This window comes from Pandoraea sp. CB10b_02, assembly GCF_002216225.1.
Taxonomy (GTDB): Bacteria; Pseudomonadota; Gammaproteobacteria; order Burkholderiales; family Burkholderiaceae; genus Pandoraea; species Pandoraea nosoerga.
In genome coordinates this window covers 1-22705 of record NZ_NJGW02000028.1, presented here as the reverse complement: position 1 = coordinate 22705, position 22705 = coordinate 1, and the positions used below count along the sequence as shown (strand labels likewise).

At 66.0% G+C, this 22705-nt stretch carries 19 protein-coding genes and 3 pseudogenes; 11 read left to right on the top strand and 11 right to left on the bottom strand.

The features are described from left to right. The first annotated feature begins 285 nt into the window (after positions 1–285). On the top strand, positions 286–1746 hold the full coding sequence (locus CDN36_RS20480) for a M20 family metallopeptidase (protein WP_287497738.1): 1461 nt from the start codon (positions 286–288) through the stop codon (positions 1744–1746). An 84-nt stretch (positions 1747–1830) separates the two neighbouring features. On the opposite strand, the gene CDN36_RS20475 is transcribed toward CDN36_RS20480, so the two are convergent. The 6 genes from CDN36_RS20475 to CDN36_RS20450 form a co-directional block, all read right to left on the bottom strand. Continuing rightward, positions 1831–3084 (bottom strand): hydantoinase/carbamoylase family amidase, encoded by a 1254-nt coding sequence (locus CDN36_RS20475; RefSeq protein WP_287497737.1) that lies wholly within the window; start codon positions 3082–3084, stop codon positions 1831–1833. A 96-nt stretch (positions 3085–3180) separates the two neighbouring features. Then, entirely contained in the window at positions 3181–4131 is a 951-nt protein-coding gene (locus tag CDN36_RS20470; RefSeq protein ID WP_287497736.1) for a dihydroorotate dehydrogenase, read from the bottom strand. Continuing rightward, positions 4124–5035, bottom strand: coding sequence for a dihydroorotate dehydrogenase electron transfer subunit (locus tag CDN36_RS20465; protein WP_287497735.1), 912 nt, complete (start codon positions 5033–5035; stop codon positions 4124–4126). The genes CDN36_RS20470 and CDN36_RS20465 overlap by 8 nt, the downstream gene beginning before the upstream one ends. Positions 5036–5106: 71 nt before the next feature. Then, the gene (locus tag CDN36_RS20460; protein WP_287497734.1) at positions 5107–6369 is read right to left on the bottom strand and encodes an MFS transporter; all 1263 of its coding nucleotides are present in this window, start codon (positions 6367–6369) and stop codon (positions 5107–5109) included. A gap of 332 nt (positions 6370–6701) precedes the next feature. Continuing rightward, on the bottom strand, positions 6702–7028 hold the full coding sequence (locus tag CDN36_RS20455; protein WP_241013816.1) for a hypothetical protein: 327 nt from the start codon (positions 7026–7028) through the stop codon (positions 6702–6704). Positions 7029–7294: 266 nt separating this feature from the next. Continuing rightward, complete coding sequence (locus CDN36_RS20450; protein WP_150554915.1) at positions 7295–8350, bottom strand: porin; 1056 nt, start codon at positions 8348–8350, stop codon at positions 7295–7297. A gap of 348 nt (positions 8351–8698) precedes the next feature. Between CDN36_RS20450 and CDN36_RS20445 the strand changes: the two genes are divergently transcribed. Both CDN36_RS20445 and CDN36_RS20440 read left to right on the top strand, forming a co-directional pair. Beyond that, positions 8699–9613 carry a helix-turn-helix domain-containing protein gene (locus tag CDN36_RS20445; protein ID WP_241013817.1) on the top strand — a complete coding sequence of 305 codons (915 nt, stop codon included), beginning with the start codon at positions 8699–8701 and terminating at the stop codon, positions 9611–9613. Positions 9614–9837: 224 nt separating this feature from the next. Beyond that, positions 9838–11523: a hypothetical protein gene (locus tag CDN36_RS20440; protein ID WP_287497733.1), complete on the top strand. Its 1686-nt coding sequence runs from the start codon at positions 9838–9840 to the stop codon at positions 11521–11523. 120 nt (positions 11524–11643) lie between these two features. Here the strand turns inward: CDN36_RS20440 and CDN36_RS20435 are convergent, their stop codons facing one another. Further along, positions 11644–11955, bottom strand: coding sequence for a hypothetical protein (locus tag CDN36_RS20435; RefSeq protein WP_287497732.1), 312 nt, complete (start codon positions 11953–11955; stop codon positions 11644–11646). 39 nt (positions 11956–11994) lie between these two features. On the opposite strand from CDN36_RS20435, the gene CDN36_RS20430 reads away from it, so the two are divergent. From CDN36_RS20430 to CDN36_RS20415, 4 genes are all read left to right on the top strand, one after another. Then, positions 11995–12717 (top strand): gluconate 2-dehydrogenase subunit 3 family protein, encoded by a 723-nt coding sequence (locus CDN36_RS20430; RefSeq protein WP_287497731.1) that lies wholly within the window; start codon positions 11995–11997, stop codon positions 12715–12717. 3 nt (positions 12718–12720) lie between these two features. Beyond that, a complete protein-coding gene (locus CDN36_RS20425; RefSeq protein WP_287497730.1) occupies positions 12721–14496 on the top strand; it encodes a GMC family oxidoreductase in 1776 nt (591 codons plus the stop codon). A gap of 10 nt (positions 14497–14506) precedes the next feature. Further along, positions 14507–15910 (top strand): c-type cytochrome, encoded by a 1404-nt coding sequence (locus CDN36_RS20420; RefSeq protein ID WP_287497729.1) that lies wholly within the window; start codon positions 14507–14509, stop codon positions 15908–15910. A 289-nt stretch (positions 15911–16199) separates the two neighbouring features. After that, positions 16200–16667 (top strand): hypothetical protein, encoded by a 468-nt coding sequence (locus CDN36_RS20415; RefSeq protein WP_287497728.1) that lies wholly within the window; start codon positions 16200–16202, stop codon positions 16665–16667. Positions 16668–16734: 67 nt separating this feature from the next. Here the strand turns inward: CDN36_RS20415 and CDN36_RS20410 are convergent, their stop codons facing one another. Continuing rightward, the gene (locus CDN36_RS20410; RefSeq protein ID WP_287497727.1) at positions 16735–18060 is read right to left on the bottom strand and encodes an MFS transporter; all 1326 of its coding nucleotides are present in this window, start codon (positions 18058–18060) and stop codon (positions 16735–16737) included. 79 nt (positions 18061–18139) lie between these two features. After that, on the bottom strand, positions 18140–19057 hold the full coding sequence (locus CDN36_RS20405) for a LysR substrate-binding domain-containing protein (protein ID WP_287497726.1): 918 nt from the start codon (positions 19055–19057) through the stop codon (positions 18140–18142). A 362-nt stretch (positions 19058–19419) separates the two neighbouring features. Between CDN36_RS20405 and CDN36_RS20400 the strand changes: the two genes are divergently transcribed. Together CDN36_RS20400 and CDN36_RS20395 are read left to right on the top strand one after the other, a co-directional pair. After that, positions 19420–20019 carry a LysE family translocator gene (locus tag CDN36_RS20400; protein ID WP_150554923.1) on the top strand — a complete coding sequence of 200 codons (600 nt, stop codon included), beginning with the start codon at positions 19420–19422 and terminating at the stop codon, positions 20017–20019. A gap of 97 nt (positions 20020–20116) precedes the next feature. Next, the gene (locus CDN36_RS20395) at positions 20117–21199 is read left to right on the top strand and encodes a linear amide C-N hydrolase (protein WP_174966314.1); all 1083 of its coding nucleotides are present in this window, start codon (positions 20117–20119) and stop codon (positions 21197–21199) included. Here CDN36_RS20395 and CDN36_RS20390 read toward each other — a convergent pair. After that, a pseudogene (locus CDN36_RS20390) lies at positions 21199–21447 on the bottom strand (transposase); the annotation flags it as partial. The gene CDN36_RS20395 and the pseudogene CDN36_RS20390 overlap by 1 nt on opposite strands. Positions 21448–21513: 66 nt before the next feature. Continuing rightward, positions 21514–21702 (bottom strand): annotated as a pseudogene (locus CDN36_RS20385) (helix-turn-helix domain-containing protein); the annotation flags it as partial. 87 nt (positions 21703–21789) lie between these two features. On the opposite strand from CDN36_RS20385, the pseudogene CDN36_RS20380 reads away from it, so the two are divergent. Together CDN36_RS20380 and CDN36_RS20375 are read left to right on the top strand one after the other, a co-directional pair. After that, positions 21790–22070, top strand: a pseudogene (locus CDN36_RS20380) (ATP-binding protein); the annotation flags it as partial. Positions 22071–22226: 156 nt separating this feature from the next. Continuing rightward, the coding region (locus CDN36_RS20375) for a hypothetical protein (protein WP_287497725.1) at positions 22227–22705 on the top strand (479 nt) is incomplete at its 3' end.

Here is a 22705-nt window from a genome sequence, read left to right as displayed (position 1 = left end):
TTCCCGTTGTTCCCGTTGTTCCCGTTGTTCCCGTTGCCCGTTTCCTGCGCCCCGACCGGCGCGGCTCGCTGCCGCGGCCGGCAGATCCCTGCATCGGCCGCCGCATTCCTCCGGCAGTTCCGGCCAGAGCGTTGCCCGGTCGCCATGAGCACGCGGAAATGGCTATCATGACGCCATACGGCCCGCCGCTCTCGCGCTCTCATGCTGCCACGCTGTCGCGAACCGCCGGCGCCTTTGGTCCCCGACGTCGCGTCGAGAACGCCGACACAGCCCCCAAGGATCCCCATGAACGATATCGTCACCCCGACCCAGCCGTCGCTCGACACCGCGACGTTGCGCGAATTCGTCGAACGGAAATGGAACGATGAGATTCTCCACGCGCTGACCGACTACATTGCCGTGCCCGCCAAGAGCCCTGGCTTCGACGCCGACTGGGCGCGCAACGGCTATATCGACCGCGTGGTGCGCGACGCGGCCCAGTGGGCCGAGCGCCAGCCGGTCAAGGGACTGAAGCTCGAGGTGATTCGTCTCGAAGGCCGCACGCCGGTGATCTTTTTCGAGGCGCCGGCCACGCGCTCGGGCAGCACTGAGACGATCGTGCTGTACGGCCACCTGGACAAACAGCCCGAGTTCGACGGCTGGCGCAAGGATCTCGGGCCATGGACGCCCAAATTCGAAGACGGCAAGCTGTATGGCCGCGGTGGCGCCGACGACGGCTATGCCATCTATTCGAGCGTGACGGCGCTCGCGGCGCTCGATGCGCAGGGCGTGGCGCGCCCGCGCTGCGTGGGGCTGATCGAGACCTGCGAAGAATCGGGCAGCTACGACCTGCTGCCCTACGTCGATGCGCTGCGCGATCGGCTGGGCCGCGTCGGTCTGGTCGTCTGTCTGGACTCGGGCGCCGGCAATTACGATCAGCTCTGGCTGACGACCTCGCTGCGCGGCCTGATCTCGGGCAGCCTCGAGGTGCAGGTGCTCGACGAGGGCATCCACTCGGGCGGCTATGGCGGCATTGCGCCGTCGAGCTTCCGGATCATGCGGCAGTTGTTCGAGCGGCTGGAAGACGCGGGCAGCGGCAATGTGCTGCCCGAGGGTTTTCACAGCCCGATCCCGCTGCAGCGCCTGAAGGAAGCCGAGGCGACCGCTCGGATTCTGGGCGACGACGTCTGGAAGAAGGTGCCGTGGGCCTGCGGCCAGGACAGCCTGTCCGTTCTTCCGACCACGACCGATCCGAAGGAGGCGCTGCTCAATTCGACGTGGCGTCCGTCGTTGTCAGTGACGGGCGCGGCGGGGCTGCCGGCGCTGGCCGATGCTGGCAACGTACTGCGTCCGCGTACCGCGTTCAAGCTCTCGCTGCGTCTGCCGCCGCTGGTCGACGCCGCGCAGGCCGTGGCCGAGCTCAAGTCGCTGCTCGAAGTCGACCCGCCGTACAACGCGAAGGTGACGTTCAAGCCGGATGCCGGCGCAGCGTCGGGATGGAACGCGCCGGACGTGGCGCCGTGGCTCACCGCGGCGCTCAATGCGGCGTCGCAGCGCCACTACGGCGCGGACGTGGCCTACATCGGGCAAGGCGGCACGATCCCGTTGATGAATACGTTGCAGGCCGGTTTTCCGACGGCGCAGTTCATGGTGTGCGGCGTGCTCGGTCCGAAATCCAACGCGCACGGCCCGAACGAATTTCTGCATGTGCCATACGCGAAGAAGCTCACGGCCGCCGTCGCGGAAGTCATCGCGCTCGCGCCCTGATCGCTCCGCGGGACGAGTCGGGTCGGACGGGCCGCATCGGTGCGGCCCGTTCGGTTTTTCTGCGCCGCATGCCGCGCAATGCGGTCACAGGCGATGCGTGACGGCCGCGAGCACTTGGACGCCGCGCAGAAAATCCTCCATTTCCATGTGCTCCAGCGGGTTGTGCGAACCGTTCGCGTTGCGCACGAACACCATGCCGCTGGGAATGCCCGCGTTGGCGAAGATCGCCGCGTCGTGGCCCGCGCCGCTCGGCACGCGTTCCTGCGGCAAATCGAGGGCGCGGCAAGCTTCGGCCAGCAGCGACGATACATGAGCGTCCATGGTCGCGGGCGCGGACGACAGACGCCGGTCGAAGACGAACCGCACGCCGCGATCGCGCTCGATGGCGCGGCACTCGGTGCGCATGAGCTCGTAGAACACATCGAGCGTATCCGGACTCTGGCTGCGCACTTCCAGGCTGAAGTCCACCTTGCCCGGAATGCGCGAGATGGCGTGCTCCGCGGGGTCCGTGCTGACGATGCCGGTCGTCACCACGAGATCGACGCCACGCTCGAGCAGCGCGCGCCAATGTTCGTCCAGACGCGTGATGAGATCCGCCACGGCGAACATGGCATCGTGGCGCAGCCAGCGCGGCACCGCCCCCGAGTGACCCGCTTCGCCAACGCATGACACGCGGTTATGCCGCACATTGCCGCGAATGCCCGGCACGATCGCGACGGGCATGCCGCGCGCGATCATGACCGGGCCCTGCTCGATGTGCAACTCCAGCCAGGCCTTCGCGCGCGCCGCGTCGAACAGCACGGCGCCGCTGCGAATCGCCTCGACATCGGCGCCGGCCTGTGCCATGCATTGCGCGAGCGTGCGGCCGTGGGTGCGATGGGGCATGGCGAGGTCGGCGTCGTTGAGCTTGCCGAAGAGCGCACTCGATCCCATGTAGGCCTTGCCGAACCATGCGCTCTCTTCGCCGCGCAGTGCGAGTACCCGCACCGGTGTGCCGCAGCGGTGTCCGCTGCGTTGCTGCTCCACGAGACAGAGCAGGCCCGCGACAATGCCGGCGAGCCCGTCGTAGTTCCCGCCTTGCGGCACCGAATCGAGATGCGAGCCGATCCACGTGGCGGGGGCGTCGCCCGTGTCGTCGGGCAGCGCGAAGACGAGGTTGGCGGCGCGATCACGGGTGACCGTCAACCCCTGGTGACCTGCCCAATCGGTGAGATACGACGCGGCGGCGTTCTCGCCTTCGCCGTAGCTGTCGCGCGTGATGCCGACGCCGTCGCTGCCGAGGCGGCGCAGGTCGGAGAAGAGTTGCTCGGCCAGTGGGGCCAGCGCGGTGAGTTCCATGACTGTGCTTCTTTTCGCGACGTCGGTCGCGAGGGTTGCGTTTTTGTCGACGCGTAGCGTTGCTGTGATGTGGCGTTGCGGCGGTGCGGCCGGTCGTCATCCCGACTGTTGCGCGAAGCGCAGCCAGCGGTCGGTGAGCTGTGCGTCGAGCGCCACGGCGCCGGTGAGTGCGGCGATCCGCTCGATGGCCTGCGCATCGCAATATGCGGCGAGCCCGTCGACGATGCGCCCCATGACGGCCGGGTCGCGAAACGACGCCGTGCCGACCTGCACCGCACTCGCGCCCGCGAGCAGAAATTCGATGGCATCGTCGGCCGTTGCAATGCCGCCGCAACCGATGATCGGAATGCGCACCGCGCGATGGCACTGATGCACCAGACGGATGGCGAGCGGCTTGATCGCGGGGCCCGACAGGCCGCCCATCACGTTGCCGAGCTTGGGCTTGCGCGTGCGCACGTCGATCGCCATGCCGAGTACCGTGTTGCCCATGACGATGGCGTCGGCGCCGGCGTCCTCGGCGGCGCGGGCGATGGGCGCGATCTGCCCCGCATTGGGCGTGAGCTTGACCCACAGCGGATGCGACGTGCGGCGGCGAATGGCGCTCACGGCCTTGTAGGTGCTCTCGGGCTGCATCGCGAACGCCATGCCGTCGGCCTCGAGATTGGGGCAGGAGATATTCGCCTCGATGGCCGCGACCTCGGGCAGCGACAGCGCGGCGCAGGCCTCGCCGAACGATTCCGCGGTATCGGCCGATACCGAGACCACGACCGGCGTGTCGAAACGCGTGTAGGCGGGCAGCACTTCGCGCCGGTAGACGTCGAGCCCCTTGCTCGGAATCCCGATGGAATTGAGCATGCCGCTGGCGGTCTCCGCCACGCGTGGCGTGGGGTTGCCCGCACGTGTCGCGGGCGAGACGCTCTTGACGACGAGCGCACCGAGCCGGTTCAGGTCGAGCGCTTCGGCATATTCGACAGCGAAGCAGCCCGAGGCAGGCATGACGGGATTGCGCAGCGTGAGCGCACCGAGGCGCACGGAAAGATCAGCCAAAGTCCACCTCCCCGACGACGTCGCGAATCGGAAACACGGGGCCCTCGCGGCACACGCGCAGGAATTGCTTGTCGCCGCCGCAATCGAACAGCCGCACGCACGACAGGCATACGCCCATGCCGCACGCCATGCGCTGCTCCATCGCCACTTCGGCAGTGATCTGCGGCCGATTCGCGAGCACGCGCTGGAGCAGCATCAGCACGCGATGCGAGCCGCAGGTGTAGACGGCGTCGTGAGGCGCGGCGTCGAGCAGCGCACGTACACGCGGCTCGAGCGCGTCGACGGCCGACGAGCCGTCGCTGTCGAACACACAATGCACGTCGGCAAGCGCACGGGCTTCGGGCGAGCGCAGGAACTCGTCGCACATCAGATCGGACTGGCGGCGTGCAGACATGATCACGGTCAGTGCCACACCGGCCGCTGCCGCGCGTTGCACGAGCGGGGCCATGGTGGCCAGACCCACGCCGCGCGCCACGACCATTACGCGCTGCCAGCGCGGATCGAACGTGAACGTGTTGCCGAGCGGGCCGACGATGTCGAGCGACGCGTCTTCGCCCAGCGTGGCGAGCGCGCGCGTGCCCACGCCCGTCACGTTGTAGAGAAACTCGATCGTATCGGGTTCGGGGCCGGTCCCGTAGACGCTCATCGGGCGCAGCAGGAACGGGGCGTCGCTCTCGGTCACCGGGCATTTGAGCTGATAGAACTGACCCGGCTGCGTGGCAAGCGCGACGGGCGCCTCGGTCTGCAGACGGAGATAGCGGTAACGCGCATTCACCGCGTGGTGCGCCAGCACCCGGCAACGGTGCGTGGCCACCTTGCGCGTGGCTTGCACTTCGGGGGCGCTCGACGCATCTCGGTCCGCCGGGCGGGCGGTGTCGAGGCGCGTCAGTGTGGCAACTGACATGGGAAAGCTCCGGGGGAAAACGGTATCAAGGTGTGAAGGGCGCCGAGGGGACGGCGATGGGCGCCGTTGCGTCACTCGAGTTCGGCGCCTTTGAGTTCGGGAATCAGGAAGCGCGTGGCGAGCATGTCGAGCACGTAGAGGCTGGCGAGCAGCGCGATGGCGATCTGGAACGAGTAGCGGGCGGCGAGCGCGCCGACCACGAGGGGGCCAAGTCCGCCGATGGCGCGCCCGATGTTCCACAACACGTTCTGCGCCGTGGCGCGTGCCGCCGTGGGATAGGCTTCGGACATCAGCGTGCCGTACCCGCCGACCATGCCGTTGACGAACATCCCCATGAGCGCGCCCGCGAATAGCATCACCGTCGGATCGGTCAGCTGGGCGTATGCGATCACCATGACCACCGCGCCGGCCTGATAGAGCAGGAAGGTCGGACGTCGGCCGATGCGATCGGCCAATTGCCCGAAGGCCCACACGCCGAACATCATTCCGAGCACGGTCGCGGCCGTCCACAGGCCCGACTTCGTCAGCGAGAAGCCGAGCTTCTGCGACAGGAACGTCGGCAGCCAGATCATGATGCCGTAGTAACCGAAGTTCTGGACCGAGCACAGGATCACGATGCCAAGGCTCACGCGGGTCGTGCGCGCGTCCCTGACCAGCAGCCGGAAGGCGTTGGCGCTGCCGTGGCCGCCGCTCACGCCGCCCGTGCGCCGCACGAAGACTTCCGGCTCGTGCAGCTTGTTGCGCAGCACCCAGGCCACGAGCGCCGGCAGCACGCCCACCAGGAACATGCCGCGCCAGCCGATGTGCGCGAGCAGCAGCGGCGTGAGCAGCGCGGCGGCAAGCACGCCCGTCTGCCAGCCCAGCGCTACATACGACGATACGCGCGCGCGTTTTGCGGCAGGCCACGCTTCGGCGGCAAGTGCCATGCCGATGCCGAACTCGCCGCCAAGACCGATGCCGGCGATCGTTCGATACACCAGCAAGTCCCAGAACCCCTGCGCGAGCGCGCACAGCCCCGTAAACACCGCGAAGAGGAGAATCGTCCACGTGAGCATGCGCACGCGGCCATAGCGGTCCGATAGTGCGCCGAAGAGAATGCCCCCGGCGACGGCCCCGATGAGCGTCCAGGTCACGAGCGCGCCGGCCTGTCCGGGCGAGAGCTGCAACCCGGCCGTAATCGCCGGCAACATGAAGCCGAGGATCAGCAGATCGAAGCCGTCCATCGCATAGCCGATGGCGGAGCCGGCGAGCGCTTTCCACGCATACGGCGTAACGGTGTCGGCACTGGCCGTATTGGCGCGTTGCGCGCTCGGCGTGTTGAGCTTGGCTTCCATGGTCGTTCCTGTGTCGGTTCGGATTGGGCGGTGAGGCGGTTGCCGAGGGATACGAACGCTGAATCGGACGCGCTGGCGCGTGTGCAGCGATGAAGCCGTCGGCGCAGCCCTCGACAAAGCCGAATGGGCTGTGGTGCTCATGTGCCTGCAATAAAAATGTCTAAATTTTTAGACAAACAAGATAAAAAAATTCAACGAATGGTCCGCGCTGGCCAGCCCGGCGACATCGCCGTGCCGGACAGAAAGCATGGCGCGCCGTTGCACTGCGCAGAGTCGAGCGCCCTCGCACGCCCGCGGCACCGTCCCGCACCCATTTTCCGCCGCCTGCGAACTCACGCGTAGACCTCGGAGGAAAGTTGGGCCGCAAAAGCATTGAGCGCCGCGAGGAAACTGGCGTCCGAGGCGGCGGCCGCGTCGCGCAACATCGTGGCGTGGCCCTTGCAGCGGGCGAGAAACGCATGGAACGTTTCGCCGTTCGCGGCGACGCCGGACTGACGTTCCGCGAACGTCTGGGCCGCTTGCGCCAGCAGCAACAGCGCGGCGGACTCCCGCGTTGCCGTGCGGGACGCGTGCAGACAACGCGCCGCGAAATCCTCGATGTCGGACAGGCCGGCCGTGTCGCGCTGCAACCAGGCGCATGCAAGCTGCAGATCCATCATGCTCTCCATTGTCTAAATATTTAGACTAAACGACCCCGGCGAGGCGGGCAAGGCGAAAATTATCGGGGCTAACCCTGAGGCGAATCGACGGCGAGCGTGGCGAACGCAATGCGTTCGCCGGCTCCCGCAACGTATCCGGAGGCACGTTCGTGCGTGCGGATGCATGGTTGCGTCGGTCTGCGACGCGGCCGTGCCGCCGGGCGCGCGGGCGACGGGTGCTGCCATCGCACCATCTCGCCATCTCGCCATCTCGCTGCCGCGCGTGTTCAGAACTTCATACGCAGACCGGCGCCGTATGTCTGCCCGGTCGACAGGTCGCTCATGTGGTCGTACTTGTACGCCGCGTAGATGTCCGTGCGCTTGGACAGCGGGTAGTCATAGCCGAGCGCCCACGTAGTGCGACGCTGGTTGTCGCCCGAGCCGCTCGAGCCGGTGTAGGCCACCGATGCGAGCACGCTGCCGCGGCCAAGCGGCACCGAGGCGCCGAGCTGCCCCGTGTTGGCGTGGAAGTTGCCGCTCGCCGCCTGGCTCGCCACGAGCATGTACTGTGCGAAGACCTTCACGACCGCGAAGTCGTAGGAGAGACCGAGTTGCGCGGTGTTCTGATTCGTGAGCCCGACGACCCCCGGCAGTTGCGTGCCGAAGTCGCCCGGCGTGTTGCTGAAGTTCACGTACTGGTAGTTCGCTGCGGCGGCGAACGGTCCATTGGCGTAGGTGATCGCCGCGCCCCATTTTTTCGCGCTATGGTCCGCGGCGCTGTTCCCCGTGGCATAGATGAGCGTGCCGGCGAAGCCGGCATAGCCCGGCGACGTGTACGCCACCGCGTTGTTCCACGCCGAGTCGCCGACCACGCCCTGCGTGCCCAGACCCTTGTAGGTGTGGAAGATCATCGGCGAGAACGTGTACGAGTTGTTGAACGGGTTGAACTGGATCGTCGCGAGATAGAGCGGGGTGGTGATGCGCCCGATGCGCAGCGTGCCGAGCGTGGTGTTCGACAGCCCGACGTAGGCGTTGCGCGAGAAGAAGCTGTCGCCGGCAAAGCGGCCATACGTGCCGTTGTTCGGCTGGAAGTAGCTCTCCAGCACGAACAGCGCACTGTTGCCGCCGCCCAGGTCTTCCGTGCCGGACAGGCCCCAGTAGGAAGTGGTCATGCCACCGCCTTGCTGCACCACGGCGGCGTTGCCGCCAGGGTTTTTCACCGAGCCGACGTAGGCGTCGGCAAGCCCATAGAAGCTCACGCTCGACTGCGCGTGCGCCGGGGAGGCAAGCGCCGCGGCGCCCATTGCGGCGGCGCCAGCCACCTTGTGCCAGGTTTTCATCATTCCCTCTATGTTTTGTGCAAATTTGTGGACGGCGCGCAGGCTACCACTGCCGGCGCACGCGGTCATCCCCGAAAGGGGCGGAACGCCCCCGTGGTGCAGGGTATTCCCATCGGATGGGGGAATCCGCGATCGCGATCGTGCCGGTGTCTAAAAAAATAGACAATGGAAAAAATATTCGACAGACCGTTGTGGGGTGCGCGCGACAGTCGGCGGCGCGTGCGGCGCGACGCGCGCCCCCGTCCGGGGCTCCGATGCCCCGGTATAATCCCGGCACCGTCATGCGCGGGCGCCGTCACCGGGCGCATGCACCGGCATGCCGCGTGCAACAGGTATCCAACAGGAGGCGATTTGAATCGAGCTGCGACGACATCCCGGGCGCTGAGGGGCCCGCGCTTCAACTTTCGCGCCATCGGCGAGCGCTTGCGCGCCTATCGGCTGGCCGCGGAGTTGCGCAGCGACGATGTGGCGGAGCAGCTCGACATCTCGCGCGCGGCCATCTACAAGCTCGAGCGCGGCGAGATCGTCAAGATCGATACGCTGGAGCGGCTCGCGGCATTGCTGGGCGTGTCGCTCGCCAACCTGCTCGGCGTGGAAGTCGAGTACCACGACTCCGCGGTGAGTTACTTCGAGCGCATGCGGCAGCTCGAGAGCCGCTCGGAGCGTATCGTCGCGCACTTCGACCCGATTTCCTTCCTGCTGACGTCCGACGATTACGACATGTGGTTGCGCCACATGCTCGAGGAGAGCATTCCGCCGCGGCTGGCCGATCGCCACTGGACCAATACGATGGATCGCGTGCTCGGCATCCTGCAGGAGCGCAAGTCGAGCTTTTCGCGTCAGCGTCTCGCGGTGACGAGCCTCATCGGACTGCGCCAGATCGAGCAGTTCCTGCATCACGGACTGGTCGGACGTCTGGGCCTGCCGCCCGGCGTGCAGCTCGAGCGCAAGATGGCTGCGCGCCGCGAAGTGGCGCGCATCGTCGAATTTCTTGAAGCGGATACGACAGGCGTGCAGATCGGCATCGTGAGCGACAACATGCCCAACGAGACCTTTCAGATCTTCGAAGCGCAGGGCGAAGCCTATGTCGCCGTGTCGCCGTTTCGCCTGGGCGAGCTGCCGAATCTGCGCACGGGCATCGCCACCATCACGACGTCGCCCGACGGCGTGGGCATGTACCGGGCCATGATCGACCGCCTGTGGGCGGACTCGGCCAAGGGCAAGGAAGGCGCGGCGTTGCTCGGACAACTGCTGGCGCGCTTCTGAGGCGCGCGTCGTTCGACGCGCGGCGCTGCGCCGTGTGCGGGGCGCAACGCTCGTATGGGGAATCCATCGAGCGATTCCACAATCAGAAGCCTTCCGCCACATTCGACATCCCATGACGCGACGCGCGACTAGTCTCCTCGCGCCAAGACCCGGTGGTCTTGCGATCAGGAGACGACGTTATGGGATTTCCAAGAATTTTTTCTTCGCAGGTGACACCGCCTGTCGTGACACTCAACCATCGTGCGAAGTCCGGCGACCTGCACGACAGCTTCGGTTCGGATTTCGAACGGCTGGGTCAGACGAGCCCGCTCGCCTCGAAGTCGCCGACGCGTCCGTGGGGCGCGTGTCCCGTGCGCCGCCGAAGCACGCCCGGCGGGACGATGCAGGTGTCGTACCACGCGTGGCTCGCCGACCTGGGACGCGATTGCCATGCGGCCATGGCCATGAAGGCGGGGCCGGCGGCCTGCGACGCGGTGAGCGGCAGGCTGCGGAATTGGCAGAAGTCATTCCTGACCGATATCGATGCCAGGCGGCGCTTCGAAGGCGATCGTCACGATGCGCTGCACGACATCGGCCGGGCAGGCCGCGTTTCCGATGCCCCGCACCTGCGCGCGTTCCCCATGGGAGCGTGTCAGGTACAGGTGAAGGCCATCGCCGGATTGAGCACCTGGCTCGCACGGCAGTCTGCGTCGAGGGCGACTTCCGCGCTTTCGCCGGGGGACCCGGCAAACGACGCCGCCCCGGAAGCCGCAGGCAGGACGATCGCCCAGATCGCCGCCAGGCTGGCGATGCGGGCACACGCGACGGATCTGCGCGACACGATGTTCGTCCACACCGCGAAATCGATCAGCAACCGCATTGCGCAACTGACCTGCGAGCGGCGGGACCTGTTCTTGCTCAACGACATGACGCGTGAGGCCGAGGACATCGTCGGCAGGGCGGGCGAGCGGGTGCCGTTGCGTCTTGCGCTGCGCGGCGACAAGTGCATATTGAAGCCGGCGAAGTCGCGCTCGATGTTTCCGGCGTGCGTGCGGCGCGCGCGTCGCGAAGCGGCCGCCCTGGCGATGATGCTGGGGCACTCGCCGAACGAGCCCGTCACGCTGCAGACCCTGCGCGATCAGGGCTTCGGCCGTCATGAAAGCACGGTGCTGCTCGGTGACGCGCGCTGGGCTGGCCCGCTCGAGACGGCGCGGGACGAATCGTGGCTGTGCGGCCGTATCCGCGAACTGGAAAACGCGAAACGCGTGGGGCTCGGTCTGCTCGAAACGATGCGTGAAAGCGTGGCCCGATCGTACCGGGCAGCGGCGCCGGCGCTCGCCGTCGACGACAGCGCGCCCGATGCAGTGGCGCAGACGCCGCTCGCCGGCCCCGCGGAGCCGTCGTTGTCGCGAGACGCGCACGAGCCGGCGCGCGCGGCGCCTCGCGAGGCGATGATGCCATCGGAAGGCACGCATCGCCGTGCCTCGTGCGTTGACGACCTGACGCCGGAAGCGCTTACGCCGCCGCTGGGACCGCCGGTGGCGCAGTCCTCGCCCGTCGACGAGGCGCAACCGCAGTCTGGCCCGGCGCGAAGCGGCCGGCACCGCGACGGCCCGCCGTCTGCGCGGCCGCGCGCGCTGCCCGGGCTTCGCAGCGTTGGCGACATGCAGCAAACCCGCCGTCCGGACAAGTTCGAGGAAGAGGCCGATCGTGTGCTTGCATGGCACGCCGAAGCCGGCAAACGGGCGAGTCAGCGTGCGCGGGTCATGTCGGTGCCGACGCCGCTGACGCCATCGCCCAGGCATGCCGCTACCCCGTCCACATCGGCCACATCGGCCACATCGGCCACATTGGTCTCCACGGTCTCACCCGTCTCGCCTGCGCGCTCCAGGCCGTCGTCGATGCGGCCGATGCCGCCCATCAGGGAGTAAGTGGGAGTCAGGAAGCGTCAGGGAAGTCAGGCGCTGCGATTTCGATTGCGAGGCACGATGCTCGCATCGAAAGCGGCGAGTTTCGAGACGCCGTCCCCCGTTGTCGTGGGACGGCGTTTTTCATGCCTCACCCTGTCGCCCGGCATTGGCGAGCGGCAACCGCGCATGATCGGATGGCGCGCAATGTCGAAAAATCGCCGCTGAGTCCACCGCTGTCGTCGTGTGTGCCAGAACACGTCGCGCGCGCGTCATAGTAAATATTTTAATTATTTGCAAGCCTTTTCCGTCAACGACTTGCGCAACATTCGCAACAAACACGACTTTGCCATGTAGGGAACTTGTAAGTAGAATGGCCGCGTTATTTTGCGCTACGCGAGGTGAATAGCCTGTCAGGTTTTCTTCACGCATGGCGAGCCACTGCCTGACTGTCATGCGTGATTCGTCCCGTCCCCCCAAAAAACGGAGAACTCCATGTCACAGGACAAGGAACCGCGCCGGCGCTTTTTGCGCCAGGTGCTGGCGATCGTGCCTGCCACGACTCTTGCCACCGGCGCGACGCTTACGCAGTCCGCCTGTAGCAGCGACAAACCCGCTGCCCCCGCCGCTTCGAACACCTCGTATGAACCCAAGTACTTCACTGCCGACGAATGGCGTTTCGTCAACGCCGCGGTCGATCGTCTGATTCCCGCCGACGATCTCGGCCCCGGCGCGCTGGCCGCCGACGTCCCGCAGTTCATCGACCGCCAGATGGAAACGCCGTTCGGCCACGGCAAGCTCTGGTATATGCAGGGACCGTTCCACATCGATCAGCCGCCCGAGATGGGGTATCAGCTGAGCCTCGTGCCGCGCGACATCTACCGCCACGGCATCGCCGCCTGCGACGCCTACTGCAAGAAGCAGCACGGCAAGGTGTTCGCCGATCTCGACCATGCGACGCAGGAGGCCGTGCTTGGCGATCTGGAGCACGGCAAGATCGAATTCGACAGCGTGCCCGCGCGCATCTTCTTCTCGTACCTGCTCGGCAATACGAAGGAAGGCTTCCTGTCCGATCCGATTCACGGCGGCAACAAGGACATGGTCGGCTGGAGGCTCGTGGGCTTTCCGGGCGCACGCGCCGACTTCATGGACTGGGTGGACCAGCCTAACGTCAAGTACCCATACGGGCCCGTGTCGATTTCCGGAAAGCGGGGCTGAACCATGGCAATCAAGAAAGACAAGGTCGATGCCGTCATCGTGGGCTTCGGCTGGACCGGGGCCATCCTCGGCCAGGAACTCACCGACGCGGGACTGAACGTGGTGGCGCTCGAGCGCGGCGCCATGCGCGACACACCCACCGACGCGCAGTATCCGAAGGTCATCGACGAACTCGAATATTCCGTGCGCGGCAAGCTCTTTCAGGAACTCGCGCGCGAGACGGTGACGATTCGCCACACGCCCGACGATCTCGCCGTGCCGTATCGCCAGAACGGCTCGTTCCTGCTCGGCAACGGCGTGGGCGGGGCGGGTTTTCACTGGAACGGCATGCACTACCGGATCTTGCCCGAGGAGCTCAGGCTGCGCAGCCACTACGAGGAGCGTTACGGCAAGAAATTCATCCCCGAGGGCATGACGATTCAGGACTTCGGCGTGAGCTACGAGGAACTGGAGCCGCATTTCGACTTCGCCGAGAAAGTGTTCGGCACGTCGGGCAAGGCGGGCAATCTGAACGGCAAGATCGTGCCGGGCGGCAATCCGCGCGAAGGCGCGCGCTCGAGCGAGTATCCGACCCCACCGCTGCAGAACACCTATGGCGCAACGCTGTTCGAGAAGGCCGCACGGGAAGTGGGCTTCAATCCGTATCCGGCGCCGGCGGCCAACACGTCGCAGCCGTACACGAATCCATACGGCGTGCGCCTCGGGCCGTGCAACTTCTGCGGCTTTTGCGAGAACTACGGCTGCTACATGTATTCGAAGGCCTCGCCGCAGACGACCATCCTGCCGGTACTGCTCAAGAAGCCCAACTTCGAACTGCGCACGCACTCGTATGTCACCAAGGTCAACCTCGACGGCGACGGCAAGAAGGCCACCGGCGTGACCTATATCGATGCGCAGGGGCGCGAAGTCGAACAACCGGCCGACATCGTCATCATGGCCGCGTACCAGTTGCACAACGTGCGTTTGCTGCTGCTCTCGGGCATCGGCAAGCCATACGATCCGAAGACCGGCGAGGGCGTTGTCGGCAAGAACTACGCCTACCAGATGAATGGCACGATCAACGTGCTGCTGCCCAAGGGCACGCAGCTCAATCCGTTCATCGGCACGGGCGCGGGCGGCGTGTCGATGGACGACCTGAACGGCGACCAGTTCGATCATGGACCGCTCGGCTTCATCGGGGGCGCGAGCATCCGCCACGTGCGCTACGGCGGCCGCCCGATCAAGATGACGCCGACGGTGCCCGGTACGCCGTCGTGGGGCAGTCAGTGGAAGGCAGGCATTGCCGACGCGTATCAGCGCTACATGACCATCGGCATTTCCGGCTCGGTCATGTCGTATCGCGACGCCTGCCTCGACCTCGATCCGACGTACCGCGACGCGTATGGGCTGCCGCTGCTGCGCATGACGTTCGACTGGCACGACAACGAGTACGCGATGCTCGGCTACATGGGCGACCGGATGGAGGAGGTCGGTCGCGCGATGAACCCGGAGAAGGTGTTCCGCGCGATTCGCAAGAAGGGCACGCACTACGACACGCGGATCTATCAGAGCACGCACACCACGGGCGGCGCCATCATGGGCACGAATCCGTCGAACAGCGTGGTCAACAAGTATCTGCAGAGCTGGGACGTGTCCAACGTGTTCGTGATGGGAGCGTCCGCGTTCCCGCAGAACATGGGTTACAACCCCACGGGCGTGGTGGCGGCGCTGGCGTACTGGTCCGCGAAGGCGATTCGCGAGCAGTACCTCAAGAACGCCGGCCCGCTGGTGCAAGCTTGAGGAGCGCCCCATGATCCGCAAAACGATGATGAAACGCTCCGCTGCCGTCTGCGCCACGGGAGCGCTCGCTCTCGCGGCGTTCGCCGTGTGGGCGCAGAGTGCCGCACAGCCTGCGGGCGCGGCCGTCTCGCCGGTGCCCACGCCTTCGGTCGCGGCCTCCGCGGTGAGCGCTGCCGGCGGGCAGGCGAGCGCTGCCAACGATCCGCAGGCGCAACTCGTCCGGCAGGGCGAATACCTCGCACGCGCCGCCGACTGCGCGGCCTGTCACACGGCGCCCAAGGGCAAGCCGTTCGCGGGCGGTCTGCCGATCGCGTCGCCCATCGGTACGATCTACTCGACCAACATCACGCCGGACAAGGACACCGGCATCGGCAGCTACAGCCTCGAGGACTTCGACAAGGCGGTGCGTCACGGCATTGCCAGGAACGGTTCGACGCTCTATCCGGCCATGCCCTACACGTCCTACGCGAAGGTACGTCCGGCCGACGTGAAGGCGCTTTACGCGTACTTCATGCACGGTGTGCAGCCGGTCGCGCAGGCGAACAAGGCCACCGACATTCCGTGGCCGATGTCCATGCGCTGGCCGCTGTCGCTCTGGCGCAAGATGTTCGCGCCGCCGGTGGTGGGCGACGCGGCCTCGACCGACAACGATCCGGTCTCGCGCGGACGCTACCTCGTCGAGGGGCTGGGCCACTGCAGCGCGTGCCATACGCCGCGCGGCTTCGCGTTGCAGGAGAAGGCGCTCACGGACGACAGCACCGCGTTCCTGTCCGGCGGGGTGGTCGACAACTTCCTCGCGAAGAACCTGCGCGGCGATCCGACCGACGGCCTCGGCAACTGGAGCGAGGGTGACATCGTGGCGTTCCTCAAGGGCGGGCGCAACGACCATTCGGCCGCCTTCGGCGGTATGTCGGACGTCGTGCAGCACAGCACGCAGCACATGAACGACGACGATCTCGCGGCCGTGGCGAAGTATCTGAAGACGCTCAGGCCGGTCGACCCGAACGCCAGGGCGCTGGCCTACGACGAGACGGCGGCCAGGGCCTTGCGTGCGGGCTCCGACAGGAGCAACGGCGCGCTCACGTTCATCGACAACTGTGCGGCATGTCACCGCAGCACGGGCAAGGGCTACACGCAGACGTTCCCGACGCTGGCGTTGAGCTCCACGGTGAACTCGGCTGACCCGACCTCGCTCATCCACATCGTGCTGCGCGGCGCGCAGATGCCCTCGACGCGCTCGGCGCCGACGTACTACGCGATGCCCGGCTTCGACGATCGTCTGACCGATCAGGACGTGGCGGACGTGCTGACGTTCGTGCGCACGAGCTGGGGCAACAAGGCGCCCGCGGTGACGGCGGCGCAAGTGGCCAAGGTGCGCAAGGAGGTGGGCGCCGCGCCGCAGCCACAGCGGTGATGTCGCGACGTGCCGGGGTGCGGGGGTGACGTAGGACGCGAGGCTGCCGCGCCCGTATCGTGCCGGCCTGGCGTCGGTATTGCATCGGTATGCGTCGGTATTGCTCCGGCGCTGCTCCGGCACTGCTCGGGCGCTGCTCCGGCGCTGCTCCGGCGCCTGCCCGGCCGTGATGCCTGGCGTGTCCGGTGCAGCGGCGCCTGTTGCCGACCTGTGGTGAAATGTAGCCCCGCCGGGTGGTTCCACCGGCGGGGTTTGTCATTCGGTGAACGCAATTGCGAGGAGGGCCGTCGTGCCATTCATTCTGCTGGGGCTCGTCATTCTGGCGGGCATTGCCTATGGCGCGGTGCGGCTTTATGGGGGCGTTGCGGCGCACTTCGGCACGCTTGCCGCCGTGGCGGCGATCGTGGCGTGTGGGCTCGGCGTCGCCGGGCTCGCGGCCGATGCGGTTCGCCGGTACCGCGCCGTGCATGGCGTGCGGCGCGACGGCAAGCGGCTGGTGCGCGTGGCGGGCGAGTGGGGTGAACTCGCGCTCGATGCCGATCGCAAGATGGGCGCGCTGCGCGTGGACGGCCGTGAGGTGCGCTTCGTCTTTTCCGACGTGACGTCGGCGCGCCCCGTGAGCGAGGGGGGCTGCTGGTCTCTTGCGATGACGCTTGCCCACCACGCGCAGGCCGAGTGGTGCGTACCCATGGCGGATCGCGCGATGGCCAGGCGCTGGACGAAAATCTTCCGGCTCGCCAGCGCCCACCGCCTTTGATCGACTGGACCGTGGTGAACGTCCGTGATCACCTGTCATCGGCCGTACTCGTGTGTCGGCGCATCGGTCAGACGCCGGCAGGCACCGGCTCGCGCGTGGGGCGGACGATGCTGGCGTCGTCGATCGGGAAATGGAGCGCGGCAGCGACGACGCCAAGAATCGCGGTAGCGGCCCAGATCAGGTTATAGGAGCCGGTGACGTCCAACACGTAGCCGCCAAGCCACGCACCGAGGAACGAGCCGATCTGATGGCTCATGAAACACACGCCGAACAGCGTGCCCAGATGCTGGGTGCCGAAGACCTTCGCGACCAGCCCGCTCGTGAGCGGCACCGTGCCAAGCCACGTGAGGCCCATCACGGCCGCAAAGACGACCACGCTGGCACTCGACTTGGGTGACAGGAAGAAAAGCGCGATGGCGGCGCCGCGCACGAGATAAAGCCAGCCGAGCACGTGATGTTGACGGTAGCGTCCGCCCAGCCAGCCGCAGGCCCAGCTCCCCGCCATGTTGAACAGCCCGATCAGGGCAAGCGCGGTGGCGCCCAGTCCGATCGGCATGTGACACATCAGCAAGTAGCCGGGCAGGTGAGTGCCGATGAAGGCCAATTGGAAGCCGCAGGTGAAGAAACCAAGCGTGAGCAGTTGATAGCCGCGATGCGCGCGCGCCTCGCGCAAAACGTGGCGCAACGTCACCGAGTCGCTGTCGTTGGCGGCCGGCGTGCTGTTGGCGGCATGCTCGCGCGCCATCGTGGACGGCGCCGCGGGCGGCGTCATGGCGACAAACTCCGGTGCCTTGCCGCGGCGGCGCAACGTCATCAGCAATCCGAGCGGCGCGGCGCAGCACAGGATCAGCGCGAGCACGAAGAGCGACGTCGAGACGCCGAAGGCCGAGCGCAACCCTTGTGCCACGGGCACCAGCGCCACCTGTCCGAGCGAGCCGCCGGCGCTCACGAGGCCCATGGCCATGGTGCGCTTTTCGGGCGATACGGCGCGACTGACGGCCGGCAGCACCACGCCGAACGTCGTGCAACTGATGCCGAGCCCGACGAGCACGCCAAGCCCGATGACGAGCCACACGCCGGAGGGCGCGAGCGCGGCCATCGCAAGCCCGCCCGCGAAGGCGAAGGCGCCGAAGGCCACCACGGGCGCCGGGCCGTAGCGGTCGGCCATTGCGCCGGCGAACGGTTGGGCGAACCCCCACACCAGGTTATGCAGCGCGATGGCGAACGCGACGAGGGTAACGGGCACGCCGCGGTCGTAGGAAAACGGATTGATGAACAGCCCGAATGTCTGGCGGGTGCCCATGGCGGCGCTCAGCACGAGTGCGCCGGCCAGGATGATGAGCGTGACGCGGCCTTGCAGCGAGGGCGATGCGGGAACGGCAACTTTCGTCATGATGGTGAGTCCTCCTCACTATAGTGTTGCAGTGCATCCCCCGTCTGGCAAAGGAGTAATGCGTTCATGCAGGTGAATTTTATTCACCTGAAGCGGTTTCGACAGGCGCCGATGCCGCGGCCTGTTCGATGAGCCAGTCACGGAACGCCACGCATTCGGGATGCGGCTCGATGTCATCCGCGCAGATCAGCCAGTAGGCGCTCTGGGCCTGGGTGACGATGTCGTGGGCCGGCACGAGGGCGCCGCTCTCGAAATACGTATCGGCCAGCGGACGGCGGGCGATGACCACGCCGAGGCCGGCCATGGCAGCGTCGAGACCCATCTGGATACTGTCGAAGCTCAGCCCGCCGTGCGCATCGAAGTCCTCGATCGCGGCGCCTTCGATCCATCCCTGCCAGTCCTCGCTGGCGCTGCTCACGTGAATGCGCGTGGCGGCGCGCAGGTCGAGGCGCCCGTCGGCGTCGCCATGTTCGGCGAGAAAGGCCGGACTGCAGGCGGGCACGAAGCGCTCGCCGAACAGCCGGTGCCAGCGATCGCTGGCGATGGGGGCGCGCGACAGGCGGATGGCGAAGTCGAAGCCGTCCGTCGGAAAGCCGACCTGGCGGCGCGAAGTGTCGACGGTGATGTCGACGTTCGGCATGCGGGCGAGGAATTCGCCCAGGCGCGGCAGCAGCCAGCGCAAGGCGAGCGTCGGGGCGCAGGTGAGCGCGATGGCGCGCGAGGCGTCCGGTGTGGGCAGCCGTCGGGTGCCAGTGAGCAATAGCGAGAAGGCTTCCGTCACGTAGGCGAGGTAGTCCACGCCTTCGGGCGTGAGCGTGAGGCCTTGCGGCGAGCGGGTGAAAAGCGCGACACCGAGCGTCTGCTCGAGACCGACGATGCCGTGGCTGACGGCGCTCGGCGTGAGGTGCAGCTCCGCGGCGGCGCGCTTGAAGCTTTGGTGGCGTCCGGCGGCTTCGAACAGCCGCAGGGCGGAGAGCGGTGGCAGACGGGGCGGCATCGGTGGAATGTCGAGCGTGCGCAGAGCGTGGCGCCGGAATCGACGGCTTGGTTCGGACGCCGTCAATTCTCGCATGAGGCCGGGCGTTTTGCCGTGGAAAGCTCGGGAGCGGCCGCCAAGGTGCCGGCGCCGTGACGGCGGTTTTCGTCCCGGCACCGTCGGCACCGCCGGCGACCCGGTGGCCTCGTCCAGTCCGCCTTGCCGACCGTGCGGAAACTGTCATGGTCGGCGACCGGTACAGGCCTGTCCGCTTTTGGCGGACTGTACCGGGATTCCTGGGCGGGGCCTGTCTATGCTGTCACTCCGCGAACGCCGGGCGTCTGCATCGATGCAGCGCCGGCGCGGTTTGATGCCACTCGAACATGTCCACTGAACAACTGCTCGCCTTCTGCGCTTTCGCCGTCATCACACTGGTGACGCCCGGGCCGAACAACATGATGATCCTTACCTCGGGCCTGAACTACGGATTCGTGCGCACGCTGCCGCATTTGGCGGGCATTGCGTTCGGATTCGCATTGATGGTTTTCCTGACGGGCGCCGGGCTGCACTCCGTTTTTGCCCGCTTTCCGGTGATTCATACCGTGCTTAAGTACGTGGGCGCAGCCTATCTGCTGTGGCTGGCGTGGCATCTCGCACGCTCGGGGCCGATCGACGGCGAGCGGGGCGGGCGCGAGCGCCCGATGCGCTTTGTCGGGGCGGCGGCGTTCCAGTGGGTCAATCCAAAGGCATGGGTGATGTCCGTCGGCGCGATCAGCACCTATTTGCCGAACGCATCGCACCTGCCGGACGTGATGCTGCTCGCGTTGATCTACGGCATCTTGTGCGCACCGTGCATCGGGCTGTGGGCGGGGTTCGGCGTGGCGATGCGCCGGGTGCTCACCGATGCGCGCTCGGTTCGCATCTTCAACGGTGTCGCGGCGGCGTTGCTCGTCGCGTCGCTGTATCCGATCGTGGTGGACTGAACTGGCGAGGCGCGTCTGGGCCCGGGCGGAATGGGGCGGCCGATTGCATCGTTATACTGGCGGCTCCCGTGCATCCTTTCCCCGCCGAGGACTCGCCATGCCGCGCCTGCTTGCCAGAACCCTGCCGTGTCTCGTTGCAGCCGCGGCAACGCTTGCATTGTCTCCCATGCCGGCCTTCGCCTGCACGCGCGTCGTCTATCTCGGCGCGAACGGCGACGTGATCACCGCTCGTTCGATGGACTGGAAGCTCGACGTGGCGACCAACCTCTACGTGCTGCCGCGGGGCATTGCCCGCGCCGGCGAGGCGGGGCCGAACTCGATTCGCTGGACGGCGAAGTACGGCAGCGTGGTAGCGACCGGCTACGACGTGTCCACGACGGACGGCGTGAACGAAAAGGGCCTTTCGGCTCAGTTGCTGTGGCTCGTGGAATCGCAATATCCGAAGTTCGACGGCACTGCCAGGCCGGGATTGACGATCGCCGCGTGGGCGCAGTACGTGCTCGATAACTTTGCGACGGTGAGCGAGGCGGTCGCCGCGCTGGAGAAGACGCCGTTCACGATCGTCACGGACAACGTGCCGGGCGAGAGCCGGCTGGCGACGCTGCATCTGTCGATGTCCGACAGGACGGGCGACAGCGCCATCGTCGAATACATCGGGGGGCGGCAGGTGATTCACCACGGTCGTCAGTACCAGGTGATGACGAATTCGCCCACGTTCGATGAACAGTTGGCGTTGAGCGCGTACTGGAGGCAGGTTGGCGGCACGACGTTCCTGCCGGGGACGAATCGGTCGGCGGATCGGTTCGCGCGCGCGTCGTTCTACATCAATGCGATTCCGAAGGCGGAAGATCCGGTCGAGGCGCTGGCGAGCGTGTTCGGCGTGATTCGAAACGCGTCGGTGCCATACGGCATTACGACGCCGGATGAGCCCAACATTTCCTCGACGCGCTGGCGTACTGTCGTCGATCACAAGCGGATGCTGTATTTCTTCGAATCCGCGCTCACGCCCAACACGTTCTGGGTCGACTTGAAGCGGCTCGATTTCGCGGCCGGCGCGCCAGTGAGGAAGCTCGCGCTGGGCAAGGACCAGCGCAACACGTTCAGTGGAGAAGTCTCGGGCGAGTTCGAGGTGTCGGCGCCGTTTCCGTTTCTCGGGCCGAGTGCGGGGAAGGGGCGGTGAGCGGCCGGCTTCAACGCTTCCATATCGAGCATTGCTTCGGCCAGCAGTTTCTTCAGCCGGGCATTCTCCACCTCGAGGTCCTTGAGCCGGCGGGCTTCCGAGACTTCCATGCCGCCGAACTTCGCGCGCCAGGTGTAGAACGACGCGTCACTGAACCCGTACTTCCTGCACAGTTCCTTGACCGCCATACCGGCTTCGGCTTCCTTCAGAAACCCGATGATTTGCTGTTCCGTAAAGCGCTTCTTCATGTTCGTCTTCTTCTCCGAAAACGAACTTTACTAGACTCCGGCTGGCCCTGTTTGTAGGGGGCAGGTCAAGTAATCCTTAAATGGATCGAGCTTTTGCTGCCTGCGTACACGCGGGACTCGCTCGTCTTCGGCTTGGCTGCGAAGGTACTTACGCACCGTGTTGCGCGATAAACCCAACTCCCGGGCTATCTCCCGAACCGCTTTGCCCTGGCGGGCCAATACTCGGATTTCCACAATCACCTCCTTCGTTAGCATCGGCCCTCCACACAAAAGGGCCATCCTACCGAGGTGGGTCACTTTAATCCCGATGCTGGTGGGTCATTTTCATCCCGTTGCTGACACCGGTTTGACCTGATCGGCCTGGACGACCTATCGTACGCCAGCAAGGATCAGGCCGAAACCAGCGTACTGTTTGAACTGATCGCCAAGCGATATGAGCGGCGCAGCCTGCTGATCACGGCTAATCAGCCGTTCTCTGGGCTGGGACAACCTGTTCCCAGACCCGGGCATGACCATTGCCTCCATCGACCGGCTCGTGCACCACTCGACGATCATTTGAAATGAATGTCGAAAGCCATCGCAGGCGTGCAGCCAGCGACAACCAGTCTTGGCGCCGCCGATAATCATCCCGGCCATGATGGTTGTCGCTGGACCGGCCGTTCTGCGTGACGCCATCCAGTCAAGCCCACGCCCACACAAAATTAGGCCCTCCCCCATGGAGGAAGCTTGGCCACGCATCCATTCTGCATATCGTTCTCAACCAATATGTCTTTTCGATCATGCAGAAAATTGCAAGCCGCGACAATCGCACTCGAATCTCCCATTCACAAAGTGCTTTCGCTGCGCCATCTACGTGCAAGAGTGCACTGAGCATTTCAATCGCATTGGCATTAGTCTCCATGGCGGGACAAGTCAATGCGCAAACTGCTGCCGATGCACAGGGAACCTCTCCTATTAGCATAGCCCGCGCGCAAGTAGCGATGACGGCGCAGAAGAATCAAGCTGCTATTACCAAAGCAAACGTGGCCGAACATGAGTGGACCGAGGCCCGAAAGCAAACGATCCAGATAGTTCAGCAAGCCGCTCAGGCGAATGCGAAGGCCCATGCTGATGTTGAGAAAGCACAGGAAGCCCTCCTTACAATTAGAGCAAAAAACGCCTGGGCTATTCTTAATGCCATCAAGCGACTTCCTGTTTCAGACCAAGCAATTGCTTGGGACAGAGTGTTGCTGGGGAGCATCACGACGAGCGATCAAGT

Bases quoted from the DNA above. Each gene is read 5' to 3' on its own strand.
- CDN36_RS20405 (WP_287497726.1), bottom strand. From the start codon at position 19,057: ATGCCGCCCCGTCTGCCACCGCTCTCCGCCCTGCGGCTGTTCGAAGCC.
- CDN36_RS20430 (WP_287497731.1), top strand. From the start codon at position 11,995: ATGTCACAGGACAAGGAACCGCGCCGGCGCTTTTTGCGCCAGGTGCTG.
- CDN36_RS20455 (WP_241013816.1), bottom strand. From the start codon at position 7,028: ATGATGGATCTGCAGCTTGCATGCGCCTGGTTGCAGCGCGACACGGCC.
- CDN36_RS20475 (WP_287497737.1), bottom strand. From the start codon at position 3,084: ATGGAACTCACCGCGCTGGCCCCACTGGCCGAGCAACTCTTCTCCGAC.
- CDN36_RS20420 (WP_287497729.1), top strand. From the start codon at position 14,507: ATGATCCGCAAAACGATGATGAAACGCTCCGCTGCCGTCTGCGCCACG.
- CDN36_RS20480 (WP_287497738.1), top strand. From the start codon at position 286: ATGAACGATATCGTCACCCCGACCCAGCCGTCGCTCGACACCGCGACG.
- CDN36_RS20460 (WP_287497734.1), bottom strand. From the start codon at position 6,369: ATGGAAGCCAAGCTCAACACGCCGAGCGCGCAACGCGCCAATACGGCC.
- CDN36_RS20400 (WP_150554923.1), top strand. From the start codon at position 19,420: ATGTCCACTGAACAACTGCTCGCCTTCTGCGCTTTCGCCGTCATCACA.
- CDN36_RS20435 (WP_287497732.1), bottom strand. From the start codon at position 11,955: ATGACAGTCAGGCAGTGGCTCGCCATGCGTGAAGAAAACCTGACAGGC.
- CDN36_RS20450 (WP_150554915.1), bottom strand. From the start codon at position 8,350: ATGATGAAAACCTGGCACAAGGTGGCTGGCGCCGCCGCAATGGGCGCC.
- CDN36_RS20465 (WP_287497735.1), bottom strand. From the start codon at position 5,035: ATGTCAGTTGCCACACTGACGCGCCTCGACACCGCCCGCCCGGCGGAC.
- CDN36_RS20410 (WP_287497727.1), bottom strand. From the start codon at position 18,060: ATGACGAAAGTTGCCGTTCCCGCATCGCCCTCGCTGCAAGGCCGCGTC.
- CDN36_RS20395 (WP_174966314.1), top strand. From the start codon at position 20,117: ATGCCGCGCCTGCTTGCCAGAACCCTGCCGTGTCTCGTTGCAGCCGCG.
- CDN36_RS20425 (WP_287497730.1), top strand. From the start codon at position 12,721: ATGGCAATCAAGAAAGACAAGGTCGATGCCGTCATCGTGGGCTTCGGC.